The following is a 13,663-nucleotide window of genomic DNA, read 5'->3' on the forward strand; positions in this document are numbered from 1 at the left end:
CAACCATTCCACGACACCCCCCGACCACACGGTCGGGGGGTGTTGTGCGTTTCAGGGCTCGGTTGTCGAGATGCGCTGCGCCGCAACCCCTGTCGCGCCGCCCGGCGCGTCAGTCGCGGCGAACGCCGAGGGCCGTGAGCGCTGCCGCCACGACGGTGTCGATCCCGTCGACGTCCGCGATGCCGGCGCCGTGCTCACGGGGCTCGAGTTCCTCGAGGGTGTCGAACTGCGACTGCAACAACGACGGCGGCATGAAGTGCTTGCGACGCGTCATGCGGGCCAGCAAGGTGTCGTAGTCCGCCTGCAAGTGAAGGAAGAACAGCTCCGGATATCCCGTGCGGAGTTGATCGCGATACGTCACCCGCAATGCCGAGCAGGCGGTGACCGACGTGCCGCCGTCCTGGTCGAGACGACGGATCTCGGCCGCGATCGCTGCGAGCCACGGTGCCCGGTCCTCGTCGGTGAGGGGATGGCCGGCCGACATCTTGTCGATGTTCGCCTTCGGATGAAGGGTGTCACCCTCGACGAACGACGCGTGGAGCTTCCGCGCCACCCGCTTGCCGACGGTGGTCTTGCCGGTTCCCGACACCCCCATGACGACGATGTGGCGGGGTGGGCCGTTCGAGGCGCCCGGGTCGGTGGCGCCGGTATCGGTGGTCACCTCAGAACACTACCCAGAGCAGCGCAGCCAGCAGGAAGACGGCGAGACCCAGGGTGGTCTCCAGGACCGTCCAGGTCTTCAGAGTGGTCTTGACGTCCATGCCGAAGAAGCGGCTGACGAGCCAGAAGCCCGAATCGTTCACGTGGGACAGCACCGTGGATCCGGCTGCGATGGCGAAGACGAGCAAGGCGATGTGGAAGTCGTCGAGGCCCAGCTCGGCGACCTGCGCCGACACCAGACCCGCCGTCGTCGTCAGGGCCACCGTCGCACTGCCCTGCGCCACGCGGAGGGCAGTGGCGATGAGGAACGCCTGCAGGATGAGGGAGAAGCCGAGACCCGAGAGCGACTCGGTCAGAGATGTCCCGATGCCGCTGGCGCGCAGGACGCCGCCGAACATGCCGCCCGCACCGGTGATGAGAATGATCGCGCACACCGGGCCCAGGGCGTCGTCCATCAGGTCCGTCGCCCGCTGCACCGAGAAGCGTCCCGGCGCGAGGACGACCAGCGCGAGCAGGACCGTGAGCAGCAGGGCGACGGGCGTCTGACCGATCAGGACGAGAGCGTCGGCCCAGGCCGCGTCGTCGGGGACCGTCCCGGCCGTCTGCAGCGTCGAAATGCCGGTGTTGAGACAGATCAGGATCAGCGGGAACAGGAGCAGGCCGAGCACGGCCACGAACTTCGGGGGGTCCGCGGCGATGCGCTCGTCGTCGTCCGCCGAGTCTCCGAACATGGCGGCGGGCGAGGTGACGAACCGTCGACCGAGGCGGGTACCGACGAGGTAGGCGCCGACGAACCAGGCGACGACGGCCACCGGAACGCCGACGATGAGGGTGAGTCCGATGTCGCCACCCATGAGGTCCGCCGCGGCGACCGGGCCCGGATGCGGTGGCACGACGGCGTGCATCGCGGCGAAGGCGCCGGCCGTGGGCAGCGCGTACAGCAACACCGAGCCGCCGAAGCGCCGCGCCACGGAGAAGATGATGGGCAGGAAGATCACGAGACCGGCGTCGAAGAAGATCGGGAAGCCGAAGATCAGTGCCGCGACGCCGAGGGCGAACGGCGCGCGCTTCTCCCCGAATCGCGAGATCAGGGTGTCCGCGAGAACCTGTGCGCCGCCGGTCTTCTCGAGCAGTCGACCCAGCATCACGCCCAGTGCGACGAGCAACGCCACGCTGCCGAGCGTGCCGCCGAACCCGGCCAGCAAGGTGTCCGGGACGTCGGCGAGTGGGATGCCGGCGGCGACGGCCGTGACCATGCTGACCAGGACGAGCGCGAGGAACGGGTGCAGCCTCACCTTCATGATGAGGACGAGCAAGACGGCCACGGCGACGGCCGCGACGGTCAGCAGATACGCGGTTCCGTAGGCCGGCTCCATGATGTCCACGCGGTCATGCCTCTCCTCGGTGTGACCCGACCCTAAGGTCCGGTGGTCGACCCCCGAGCCGAACGCACGGGCACCGTGTCCCAATCGTCACGTTCCGATCGCCCAGCGGAACACGGCCCTAGCGTTGCCGCTGCACCCGTGCCTCGTCCCACACCGGCTCGTCCGACTCGGTGACCCGCCCGTCCGATCGGAACACGAGGTATCGGTCGAAGCTGCGGGCGAACCACCGATCGTGGGTCACGGCGATCACGGTGCCGTCGAAGGCGGCGATGGCGTCCTGCAGCGAGTCCGCCGATTCCAGGTCGAGGTTGTCGGTCGGTTCGTCGAGGAGCAGCAGGGTCGCCCCGGACAGCTCCAGCAGCAGGACCTGCAGTCGTGCCTGCTGGCCTCCGGACAGGTCGTCGTACCTCTGCTCGGCCTGCCGCGACAGGCCGTACCGATCGAGCGCCCGTGAGGCCGCTTCCCGTCCCATGCCCGGCCGATGCGCGGTTCCCAGATGCAGGATCTCGAGCAGGGTCGACCCTTCGAGATCCGGGCGTGTGTGGGTCTGCGCGAAGAGGCCCGGCCGTACCCGAGAGCCCAGCACCGCGGTGCCGGTGTGCGGTACGACCGCGAGGTCGAGTTCGTCGACGGGGCGGTGCTCGGGTGCGGGATCGGATCCGCCACCGGCGAGCAGGCGGAGGAAGTGCGACTTGCCCGATCCGTTCGAGCCCAGCACCGCGACGCGGTCGCCGTACCAGATCTCGGTGTCGAACGGCGCCATCAGGCCGGTCAGCTCCAGCCCGGTGCACACGACCGCACGCTTGGCGGTGCGACCACCCGTCAGACGGACGGACACGTTCTGCCGCAACGGAACCGCCTCCGGTGGGCCGGCCTCCTCGAACCTCGCGAGCCTGGTTCGCGCCGCCTGGTAGCGCGAGGCGACACCGTCGTTGAACTTCGCCTTCTCGCGCAGCCGCAGCACCAACGCCTGCAGTTTGGCCCGCTCCTCGTCCCAGCGGGCCCGCAGGTCGTCCAACCGCTCGGTCCGCCGTACACGGGCGTCGGCGTACGTGGCGAAGCCGCCACCGTGGACCCACGCCGCGGCACCGGCCACGCCCGGTTCGAGAGTGACCACCCGAGTCGCCGCGTGCGACAACAGCTCTCGGTCGTGGCTGATGAACAGGATCGACTTGTCCGACGCTTCGATGGTGCGTTCCAGCCACCGCTTGCCCGGCACGTCCAGGTAGTTGTCCGGCTCGTCGAGCAACAGCAGTCGGTCGGAACCGGCGAACAGAGCCTCGAGCACGAGACGCTTCTGCTCGCCGCCGCTGAGCGAGGCGGCCGCCCGCCACTTCGCGCGGTCGTACGAGACGCCGAGGGCGGCCGTGGTGACCTCGTCCCAGAACGGCTCGAGGTCGTACCCGCCGGCGTCGCCCCAGTCGGACAGGGCTGTGGCATAGGCCATCTGGGTACGTTCGTCGTCGCGCTCGATCATGGCGGTCTCGGCGTCGTCGAGGGCCCGTGCCGCGGTCCGCACCCCCGGCGCGCACGCGGAGAGCAGGAGATCGCGCACCGTCGTCTCGTCCCGGACCTTGCCCACGAACTGGCGCATCACGCCGAGCGAGCCGGATCGGGTCACCGTTCCGGAATCGGGCTCGATCTCACCGGCGACAAGCCTTGTGACGGTGGTCTTTCCGGCCCCGTTGGGGCCGATCAGGGCGGTCTTCGCGCCGTCCCCCACCCGGAACGAGACCCCGTTCAGGAGCGGTCGACCGTCCGGGAGCGCGAGGTCGACGTCGACCAGTTCGAGATGAGCCACGGGCGTTCAGCGTACGGCGGCACCCCGGCAGGAGTCACCCGATATTCGGCCGCGTCGGTGCGGTCGGGCAGACTCGAGCGATGCAGCCCACCCGACCGCGCCTCGTCGCCTCCGACGTCGACGGAACGCTTCTCGACCGGCACGAGCGCGTCAGTGCCCGTACCCGCGCCGCCGTGCACGCGATCGTGGCGGCGGGGGACGTCTTCGTCCTCGCGACCGGTCGGCCGCCGCGGTGGATCACTCCCGTCGTCGATCAGCTCGGCCTGGCGCCGCGCGCGGTGTGCGCGAACGGCGCGGTGCTCTACGACAGTGAGACCGACCGGGTGATCTCCGCGCGCACGCTCGAGGTCACGGCGCTGGCGGAGATCGCCGCCGTGGTCGGTTCCCTCCTGCCCGGGTGCGGTCTCGCCGTCGAGCGCGTGGGCGAATCCGCGCACGATTCCGCGACACCGCAGTTCGTCAGCGAACCCGGCTACGAGCACGCCTGGCTCAACCCCGACAACACCGAGACCTCCGCCGAGGACGTGCTGTCGGCGCCGGCCGTGAAGCTGTTGGTTCGCCAGTCGTCGATGACCAGTGGGGCGATGGCGGCGGCGATCACCGCGCACGTCGAGCATCTGGCCGACGTGACGTTCTCCACCGACAACGGTCTGATCGAGCTCAGCGCGCCCGGCGTGTCGAAGGCGTCGGGCCTGATCGAGGTGGGGCGGACGCTGGGCATCGACGCCGCGGACATGGTGGCGTTCGGCGACATGCCCAACGACGTCCCCATGCTGACGGCCGTCGGCCACGGCGTCGCGATGGGCAATGCCCATCCTGATGCGATCGCCGCGGCCGACGAGGTCACCGCGACCAACGTCGACGACGGGGTGGCCCGCGTCGTCGAACGCTGGTGGAGCTGAGCTACCGACGACGGCCGGGTCAGCCCACCGGGGCGGGCTCGGGTGCCGGGGCCGGCGCGGCAGGGACCGCCTCGGGAGCAGGGGCAGCCTCGGGAGCGGGAGCCGCCGCGGGAGCGCCGGCATTCATCTCCGTCGTGTAGGTGTCGACGAACGTCTTCATCACGGTGGTCACGATGCCGGTGACCTGGTCGAAGATCAGTGAGCCGTTGGTGAAGTCGGTCTGCTTGCCGCCGGGGATGTCGTACTCGTCGGTGACGGGCAGGCCGAGCGAACCGGACTCCGAGCCCTGCGCGATGAACTGCTGGTAGATCTTGCCCAGCACCGAGACCACCTGGCCGGTCGGCGTCGTGTAGATGGAGCCGTTGACGAAGTCCGCCTTCTCGAGTCCGTCGGCGATGGGCAGCAGTCCGGTCAGCGCGGCGCCGAGGCGTCCGCTCTCGCCGCCCTCGGCGACCCACTTCTGCACCACCGGGTTCTGCACGCCCATACGCAGCAGGTCGGACACCAGTCCCCGCAGGGCGGCGCTGCTGTCCCGGCCCGAGGCGTCGGTGCTCGGCGGTGCGGGGACGGTGTCGCCGCCGACCACGGTGTCGGGCGAGGTGACGGGCGACGGCGCGGTGCCGCCGCCGAGATTGGCGGCCGCGATGGTGCGGATGTCGCCGAGGCGGGCGTACGCGGCGTCACCCGGGCACTCGGTGTTGCCGACGTCGCGGTGCGCGAAGATCACCGGCAGATCGATGGCGTTACCCTGCGGCACGAAGGTGTACTGCGTGCCCTCGGAGTACATCGTCGTCCGGCCCATCGGGTCCAGGCCGGCCTTGCCGAGCCGCCAGCCGAGGAAACGCCCGGCCGCGTCGATGGACTCCTGCGTCGGGGCTACGCGGCTGTAGTCGCCCATCAGCGCGAGGCCCATGGTGTTCTCGTTGAATCCGCCCGCGTGAGCACCCTCGACGTTGCGGTCGAGTCCACCGGCACGGCCCTCGAAGATCTGGCCGTACTTGTCGACGAGCACGTTGTAGCCGATGTCGCACCAGCCCAACGTCTTCGCGTGGTAGGCGTAGATCGCGCGGACGATGCCCGCGGACTCCTGGCGGGTGTAGTCGTTGCTGCCGGCGGTGTGATGGACGGTCGCGCCGCCCAACGAATCGTCGTACGTGGGGCTGCCGCAGCGGATCGACTCGTCGGCACCCCACTGGGCGCGGGAGATGACCGCGGGGCCGGAGCCGGCCAGCGGCGCCGCGATGTCCGTCAGCGTGGCGTCGGCCGCCGACGTCCCCGGGGTGATGAGGACCGCTGCCGCGTCCGCGAGGGTCTGGCCGGTCTGCTCGGCCGGCTGCGTGCGCAGGGGGCTCGACGACGACGCGGGGATGTAACCGAGGTCCGCGGCGGGCGCGGGGGCGGCGGGTGCGGGGGCGGCGGGTGCGGGCGCGGGGTCGGCGGGTGCGGGCTGAGCATCCGCAGGAGCGGGCGGCGCCGGGAACGCGGGGTCGGCCGGATTGACGGCCGGGGTGGGCACCGTCGGGGTGAGCAGGAACTGCACGCGCTTCGTCTCGCCGACGTAGATCGGCTCCGTGCCCGCAGCTGCGGTGGGGACGTCGGAATCGGAGCGGCCGGTGTCGATGGGCTGCGTCTCGTTCCACGGACCCCACGAGCCGTCCTCGAGCTGGGCGCGCACGCGGGCGACGGCATTGCCGAGCTGCTCGGCGGTGAGCGCCACCATGCTGAACGGGGTGTCCTGCGCGACTTCCTTGACCACGGCGCCGTTGGCCGGGATCTCGACGGACTCGGCGACGTCGCCCGGTGCGAGCGGGGCGGGGGCGGCGGGTGCGGTGAGGCCGGGAATGGCCGGGATCTCGAGGTTGTCCGGGATCGGCAGATCGCGCAGCGACCCGAGGTTGATGTCGGGCAGCGCCAGGCCGGTGAGCTCCTCGAGCGGAATCACGATGTCGGGCGCACTGGCCAGGGCGAGCTTGGCGATCTTGGTGGGGACCACGACGGCCGTGTCGGTGGTGGTCTGCACGTCGGCGGGTTGCTGCCCGACGAGATGGACGGCAACCGGGGTGGTCACCGCCAGCGCGGCGACGACACCCATGACGAGTGCGGGCTTCGGGCGACGGTGCACTGATGTACTCCCCTGGTAGGCGTCGTTGCGCACCGGTCATCGCTGTCACGGATGTGACGGAAGTGGCTTCTGATGCGCAACATGCGTCACAGTAACCACAGATGCGTCAACCATCAACCTCTACTAGAGGGTTCGGCCAGGTGTTCGAACGACCGTCCCCGCGCGGCCGAACCGCACGTTGCGGTTCCACTACACGGCGTCGGATACCCTGGTCACCCGTGACCGATTCTTCGCACGGCCGGTATGACCTCATCGTCGTCGGGTCCGGCTTCTACGGCCTGACCGTCGCCGAGCGAAGCGCCACCGAACTGGGCAAGCGCGTGCTCGTTCTCGACCGGCGCTCGCACCTCGGCGGCAATGCCTACTCCGAACCCGAACCCGAGACGGGGATCGAGGTGCACAAGTACGGGGCGCACCTGTTCCACACCTCGAACACCAAGGTGTGGGAGTACGTCAACAAGTTCACCGAGTTCACCGGGTACCAGCACCGGGTGTTCGCGCTGCACCAGGGCCAGGCCTACCAGTTCCCCATGGGTCTCGGCCTCGTGTCGCAGTTCTTCGGCCGATACTTCACGCCGGCGGAGGCGCGAGCGCTGATCGAGGAGCAGTCCAGCGAGATCTCGGTCGACGACGCGTCCAACCTCGAGGAGAAGGCGATCGCGTTGATCGGTCGCCCGCTCTACGAGGCGTTCGTCCGCGACTACACGGCCAAGCAGTGGCAGACGGACCCCAAGGATCTGCCCGCGGGCAACATCACGCGGCTTCCCGTGCGCTACACCTTCGACAACCGGTACTTCAACGACACGTACGAGGGCCTGCCGGTCGACGGCTACACGGCGTGGCTCGAGAACATGGCCTCGCACGAGCTCATCGACGTGCGTCTGGACACGGACTGGTTCGACGTGCGGGACGCGCTGCGCGCGGAGAGCCCGGCGGCACCCGTCGTCTACACCGGCCCGCTGGACCGCTACTTCGACTTCGCAGAGGGCGAGCTCGGCTGGCGCACGCTCGATTTCGAGACCGAGGTACTGCCGACGGGTGACTTCCAGGGCACGCCGGTCATGAACTACAACGACGCGGACGTACCGTTCACCCGCATCCACGAGTTCCGCCACTTCCATCCCGAGCGGTCCTACCCCGCGGACAAGACGGTGATCATGCGTGAGTACTCGCGCTTCGCCGAGTCCGGCGACGAGCCGTACTACCCGATCAACACGCCCGACGATCGCACCAAGCTCACCGCGTACCGCGAGCGGGCCAAGCGCGAGACGGCGGAGAACCGCGTGATCTTCGGTGGTCGCCTGGGCACCTACCAGTACCTCGACATGCACATGGCCATCGCCAGCGCCCTGACCACCTTCGAGAACACGTTGCGGCCGCACCTCGAGTCCGGCGCCCCGCTGGGGGCGACGGCGGACGGCGCATCGTGACCGATCGCGCACTGCTGCACCGGATCCTGTTGCCACGGGCCGGGGAGCCGCTCGACGTGCGCTCGCTCTACACCGACGAGGCGACCACCAATCCCCGTCGGGCACACTCGCTCTCACGGACCTCGGTGGCCATCGGCGCCGAGTCCGAGGTGTCCTTCGGCACCTACTTCAACGCGTTCCCGGCGGGGTACTGGCGCCGGTGGAGCGTGCTCACCTCCGTCGTGCTGCGGGTGGAGCTCGCGGGCGAGTGCCGGATCGACGTCTACCGATCGAAGGCCGACGGCTCCCGCATCCACGTCGACGGCGCCGCCACCGACGGCTCGACCGCCCTCGAGTTCGAGATCGATCTCGGGCCGTTCGAGGACGGCGGATGGATCTGGTTCGACGTCACCACCTACGACGACGTGCGCGTCGACGCCGCCGGGTGGTACGCGACCGTGCCCGCGCCGGGGTCGGGCCGCGTCGCCGTCGGGATCCCGACGTTCAACCGTCCCGCCGACTGCGTCGCCGCCCTGGCCGCGATCGCGTCCGACCCGCTGGTGATGGACGTCGTCGACGCGGTGATCGTGCCGGACCAGGGCACGCGGAAGGTGCGCGATCGGCCCGACTTCGACGAGGTCGCCGCCCACTTCGGCGACCGCCTCCGCATCCACGACCAGGCGAACCTCGGCGGGTCCGGCGGGTATAGCCGCATCATGTACGAGGCGCTGACCACCACCGACGCCGAGCACATCCTGTTCATGGACGACGACATCGAGATCGAGCCCGATTCGATCCTGCGTGCTCTCGCCCTCGCTCGCTTCGCCACCGTGCCGACGCTCGTCGGCGGGCAGATGCTCAACCTGCAGGCGCGCAGCCACCTGCACGTCATGGGCGAACGCATCGACCGGTCCCGCTTCATGTGGGGCGGCGCCGACAACGTCGAGTACGACCACGACTTCGCCGAGAAGCCGCTGCGCGACTCCACGCTCCTGCACCGCCGCATCGACGTGGACTACAACGGCTGGTGGATGTGTCTCATCCCGCGCGTCGTCGCGGAGACCATCGGTCAGCCGCTGCCACTGTTCATCAAGTGGGACGACGCGGAATACGGCCTGCGCGCCCGCGCCGCCGGGTTCCCCACGGTCACGCTGCCCGGTGCCGCCATCTGGCACATGGCGTGGAGCGACAAGGACGACGCGATCGACTGGCAGGCGTACTTCCACCTGCGCAACCGGCTCGTGGTCGCGGCCCTGCACGCGCCGGAGTCCGCGCGCGGACTGGTCCTCGACACGCTCAAGGCGACCACCAAGCACCTGCTGTGCCTGGAGTACTCGACCGTCGCGATCCAGAACATGGCCGTCCGCGACTTCCTCGCCGGCCCCGAGAACCTGGTCGACATCCTGCCCACCGCACTCGGCGACGTGCACCGTGCGCGACGGGAGTACCCGGACGCCGTCGTGCTCCCGTCGTCGACGGCGCTGCCCCCCGCGAGCGGCGCCGACGTGCCCGACGTGAGCACGCCCGTCGGCGCGGTCGCCAAGGTCTCGCGACTGGCCCGGGGCCTGGTGCACAGTCTGCGACCGGCCAAAAAGGGGCACCACGAGACGCCCCAACTGAACGTGCCGACCATGGACTCCCGCTGGTTCCTGCTCTCGCAGGTCGACGGCGTCACGGTCACCACCGCCGACGGCCGCGGGGTGGTCTACCGCAAGCGGGATCGGGCCGTCGCGGCGACGCTGGGCCGCGAGGCACTCGCGCTGCGCCGGGAGCTGCTCCGTCGCTTCCCCGAGGTGTCCGAGCAGTATCGTCGCGCCGTCCCCGAACTGACCAGCAAGGAGCGGTGGGAACGTGTCTTCTCTACCCCGGTCGGCTGACGACGCGGTCGGCTCGCCCCCGGTCGCACTGCCGACTCCGAACGCCGATGTCCGCACGCTGCTGGCGGTTCAGCGGACCGTCGGCTCGGTGCCGGGTGCCGTGCGCACCGCTCGGGGCCTGTCGCATCTCGGTGAGCACGCCCTCGGCTGGATCGCCGTCGGCGGCCTCGGTGCCGCATTCGACCCGGCCCGACGCCCGCAGTGGACGACCGTCGTCGTCGGGGCCGTCGGAGCGCACGCGGCCTCGATCGCCGTGAAGCGCGTCGTGCGTCGCCGTCGACCGACCCATCCGGACGTCCGGATCGGCGTCGGCGTCCCCAGCAAGTTCAGCTTCCCGTCGTCGCACGCGACGTCGACGACGGCGGCCGCGCTGCTGATCGGGCGAGCCTCCGGGCTCCCGGTCGCACCGGTTCTGGTGCCCACCATGCTGCTCTCGCGGCTGGTCCTGGGCGTGCACTACCCGTCCGACGTACTCAGCGGTGCCGCTCTCGGCGCCGTGAGTGCAGCGGTCGCGGTTCGACTCGAGAAGGCGGCGTCATGAGCGAGGAACCCACCGAGGTCGGCCGTCCGCCGGCGAACCTGGCGGCCGGCATCGTCAAAGCGGTGCGGCCCCGTCAGTGGGTGAAGAACGTCCTGGTGCTGGCGGCGCCGCTGGCCGCGGGGTCGGTCACCGAGGGGTCGGTGCTGGTGCCGGTCGCCCTCGCGTTCGTGGTGTTCTGCATGGCGGCGTCGGGCATCTACCTGGTCAACGACGCGATGGACGTCGAGGCCGACCGTGCCCACCCCACCAAGCGATTCCGGCCGATCGCGGCCGGGGTCCTGCCGGTGCAGCTGGCCTACGCCATGGCCGTCGTGCTGCTCGGCGGGGCGATCGCGCTGTCGTTCCTGGCGAACTGGAACCTCGCCGTGGTGATGGCCGTCTACATCGGGGTGCAGCTCGCGTACTGCTTCGGGCTCAAGCACCAGGCCGTCCTCGACATCTGCATCGTTTCGTCGGGGTTCCTGCTGCGCGCGATCGCCGGCGGTGTGGCGGCGGACATCCCGCTGTCGCAGTGGTTCCTGCTCATCATGGCGTTCGGTTCGCTGTTCATGGCGGCCGGCAAGCGCTACGCCGAACTCCAGCTCGCGGAGCGCACCGGAGCCAAGATTCGCCGGTCGCTCGAGAACTACACCACCACCTACCTGCGCTTCGTCTGGACTCTGAGCGCCACTGCCGTCGTGATCTGCTACGGCCTGTGGGCTTTCGACCAGGACGCGAAGAACGACAGCACCCTCTTCGCCATCTCGATGGTGCCGTTCACCGTCGCTATTCTTCGATACGCCGTCGATGTCGACGGCGGTGAAGCCGGCGAGCCCGAGGAGATCGCCCTCGGCGATCGAGTGCTCCAACTGCTCGCCATCGCGTGGATCGGAGTGGTGGGTGTCGCTGTCTACCTCGCCTAGGGGGACGACGCGCACGGAAGCAGTCGACCCGACCGAGACCTCGGTCCCCCGCTGGGCCCGTGTCGTCGGCCTCGTCGGCGTGCTGGTGGTCGCCGTCGTGGCGTTCCTCGGTGCGTGGGAGCGACGCTGGATCGCCGACGACGGACTGATCGTGCTCCGCACCGTGCGGAATCTGTTGGCCGGCAACGGGCCGGTCTTCAACGCGGGCGAGCGAGTCGAGGCGAACACCAGTACGGCCTGGACCTACGTGGTGTGGTTCTTCTCCTGGCTCACCGACGTGCGCCTGGAGTACGTGGTGTTGACCATCGCGCTGGTGCTGACGACGGCCGCGGTGGTCGTCGCGATGCTGGGCACGATGCGGCTGTACGGCGGGCGCGCGGTGGTGCTCCTGCCCGCCGGGGCCGTCGTCTACATCGCGATTCCCCCGGCCCGCGACTTCGCGACGTCGGGACTCGAGACCTGCCTGGTGATCTTCTGGATCGCCGTCCTGTGGTGGGCGATGCTGCGGTGGGCCGATCGGTCGACCCGTCCCGGCCTCGGGTCGGTGCTGTTCCTGGCCTTCTGGGGTGGTCTGTCACCGCTGGTGCGTCCGGAGCTCGTGCTGGTCGGTGCGATCGCGCTGCTCATGGTGGTCGCGGTGCCGCAGTCGTGGGCCCGGCGCGCGGCGATCGTGGTGGTCGCCGGCGTGACGCCGGTCGGGTACCAGGTCTGGCGAATGGGTTACTACGCGTTGCCCTACCCCAACACGGCGGTGTCGAAGGACGCCGGCGGCGCCAAGTGGGAGCAGGGGCTGACCTACCTGGGCAACCTGGTGGGCCCCTACGCGCTGTGGGTGCCGTTGCTGCTCGTCGCGGTGGCCGTGGTGGTGTGGACGATCGCCGCACCGCGAGCGGGTGCCCGCCCCGACCGCGAGCGCGGGCTGTCCCGGCTCCGGACGCCGTCGGCCGTGGTGGCGTTCGCCCTCGTCTCCGGCCTGTTGTCGGTGGTCTACGCCGTGCGGGTGGGTGGCGACTTCATGCACGGTCGGACGTTGCTGCCGGCACTGTTCCTGCTGCTGCTGCCCGTGGCGGTGATCCCCGTTCCGTTGCGGCGCGGCCCGATCGCGCTGGTGAGCGCCCTGCTCGTATGGGTGGGAGTGCTCGTGTGGGCCGTGGCCGCGGCGACCACGACGGCCATGCCGCAAGGCACCCAGGTCGGGCGCAGCGGCATCGTCGACGAGCGCGCGTTCTACTCGCAGAACACCGGCCACCGTCATCCGATCCTGGCGAGCGACTACCTCGACTACCCCCGGATGCGGGCCATGGTCGACGCGATCGAACGCACACCCGACGGCGGGCTGCTGCTGCCGTCGGCGCAGTTCACCAGTTGGGACGTGGTGCCGCCGCCGCTGCCGATCCCCGAGGGCGGGGCCGAGCACGTGGTGTTCTTCCTGAACCTCGGCATGACGAGCATGAACGTCGGTCTCGACGTGCGCGTGCTCGACCAGATGGGGCTCGCGTACCCCTTGGCTGCGCACACCGAGCGGCTCGAGAACGGCCGCATCGGACACGACAAGAACCTGTTCCCGGACTGGGTGGTCGCCGACACCGGCATGGTCGACGTCCACCCGTTCCTGCCGTTCTATCTGGACGAGGACTGGGTGACGCAGGCTAAGGTCGCGCTGACGTGCCCGGACACCGAGGCGCTGCTGACGTCCTACCGGTCCGAGTTGACGCGGGCACGGTTCGTCCAGAATTTCAAGCATGCGTTCGACTTCGCGGCCTACCGCATCGACCGGGTGCCGAAGTACGAGATCGAGCGGTGCGGACTGACCATGCCGCCCGAGCGCACACCGACCGGGCCGACGTCGTGAGTGAGATCTATGTCACACACGGCGTGTCGCGTGGTGGTGTTTCGCCTCGGACCGTGCGCCGTCATGACACGACCGGCTGGAATCTTGCATCTCGGTTGTGTAACGCTGTCATCGTCGCGGGGGATATGCAGAGATGATGTGCGTCGACGTGCGAACTCGCCCACCGGGTGACGTGCGCGCTGTGGACGAAACCGCGGGACGACGTTCGTGAA

10 protein-coding genes are annotated in these 13,663 nt (G+C 69.8%); 6 read left to right on the plus strand and 4 right to left on the minus strand.

The window, feature by feature from the left end; translation table 11 throughout:
• Positions 1-109 precede the first annotated feature (109 nt).
• From RC2_RS15580 to RC2_RS15590, 3 genes are all read right to left on the minus strand, one after another.
• A complete protein-coding gene (locus tag RC2_RS15580; protein ID WP_371828719.1) occupies positions 110-661 on the minus strand; it encodes a gluconokinase in 552 nt (183 codons plus the stop codon).
• Between the two features lies 1 nt (position 662).
• The gene (locus RC2_RS15585; protein WP_068153026.1) at positions 663-2,045 is read right to left on the minus strand and encodes a GntP family permease; all 1,383 of its coding nucleotides are present in this window, start codon (positions 2,043-2,045) and stop codon (positions 663-665) included.
• 118 nt (positions 2,046-2,163) lie between these two features.
• A complete protein-coding gene (locus RC2_RS15590; RefSeq protein ID WP_068153028.1) occupies positions 2,164-3,846 on the minus strand; it encodes an ABC-F family ATP-binding cassette domain-containing protein in 1,683 nt (560 codons plus the stop codon).
• Between the two features lie 80 nt (positions 3,847-3,926).
• Here RC2_RS15590 and RC2_RS15595 point away from each other — a divergent pair, with 80 nt between their 5' ends.
• Positions 3,927-4,748, plus strand: a complete 822-nt coding sequence (locus tag RC2_RS15595) for a Cof-type HAD-IIB family hydrolase (protein WP_068153031.1) — start codon at positions 3,927-3,929, stop codon at positions 4,746-4,748.
• A gap of 19 nt (positions 4,749-4,767) precedes the next feature.
• Here the strand turns inward: RC2_RS15595 and RC2_RS15600 are convergent, their stop codons facing one another.
• Positions 4,768-6,840, minus strand: a complete 2,073-nt coding sequence (locus RC2_RS15600; protein ID WP_174552343.1) for an N-acetylmuramoyl-L-alanine amidase — start codon at positions 6,838-6,840, stop codon at positions 4,768-4,770.
• Positions 6,841-7,088: 248 nt separating this feature from the next.
• Between RC2_RS15600 and glf the strand changes: the two genes are divergently transcribed.
• From glf to RC2_RS15625, 5 genes are read left to right on the plus strand one after another with little or no spacing between them, the layout of a single operon-like run.
• Positions 7,089-8,300 carry a UDP-galactopyranose mutase gene (gene glf, locus RC2_RS15605; RefSeq protein ID WP_245811146.1) on the plus strand — a complete coding sequence of 404 codons (1,212 nt, stop codon included), beginning with the start codon at positions 7,089-7,091 and terminating at the stop codon, positions 8,298-8,300.
• The gene (locus RC2_RS15610; RefSeq protein WP_169818384.1) at positions 8,297-10,156 is read left to right on the plus strand and encodes a glycosyltransferase; all 1,860 of its coding nucleotides are present in this window, start codon (positions 8,297-8,299) and stop codon (positions 10,154-10,156) included. The genes glf and RC2_RS15610 overlap by 4 nt, the downstream gene beginning before the upstream one ends.
• A gap of 28 nt (positions 10,157-10,184) precedes the next feature.
• Positions 10,185-10,697 (plus strand): phosphatase PAP2 family protein, encoded by a 513-nt coding sequence (locus RC2_RS15615; RefSeq protein WP_068149080.1) that lies wholly within the window; start codon positions 10,185-10,187, stop codon positions 10,695-10,697.
• Complete coding sequence (locus RC2_RS15620; RefSeq protein WP_068148987.1) at positions 10,694-11,599, plus strand: decaprenyl-phosphate phosphoribosyltransferase; 906 nt, start codon at positions 10,694-10,696, stop codon at positions 11,597-11,599. Before RC2_RS15615 ends, RC2_RS15620 begins: the two co-directional genes overlap by 4 nt.
• Positions 11,577-13,451, plus strand: coding sequence for an arabinofuranosyltransferase AftB family protein (locus RC2_RS15625; RefSeq protein ID WP_068148990.1), 1,875 nt, complete (start codon positions 11,577-11,579; stop codon positions 13,449-13,451). The genes RC2_RS15620 and RC2_RS15625 overlap by 23 nt, the downstream gene beginning before the upstream one ends.
• Positions 13,452-13,663 lie beyond the last annotated feature (212 nt).

Origin of the sequence: Rhodococcoides corynebacterioides NBRC 14404, from assembly GCF_001894765.1 — a bacterium.
Classification (GTDB): Bacteria; Actinomycetota; Actinomycetes; order Mycobacteriales; family Mycobacteriaceae; genus Rhodococcoides; species Rhodococcoides corynebacterioides.

What these genes read in the sequence shown, in the direction of transcription:
- RC2_RS15595 (WP_068153031.1), top strand. Translation starts at nt 3,927, where the DNA reads ATGCAGCCCACCCGACCGCGCCTCGTCGCCTCCGACGTCGACGGAACG.
- RC2_RS15620 (WP_068148987.1), top strand. Translation starts at nt 10,694, where the DNA reads ATGAGCGAGGAACCCACCGAGGTCGGCCGTCCGCCGGCGAACCTGGCG.
- RC2_RS15600 (WP_174552343.1), bottom strand. Translation starts at nt 6,840, where the DNA reads ATGGGTGTCGTCGCCGCGCTGGCGGTGACCACCCCGGTTGCCGTCCAT.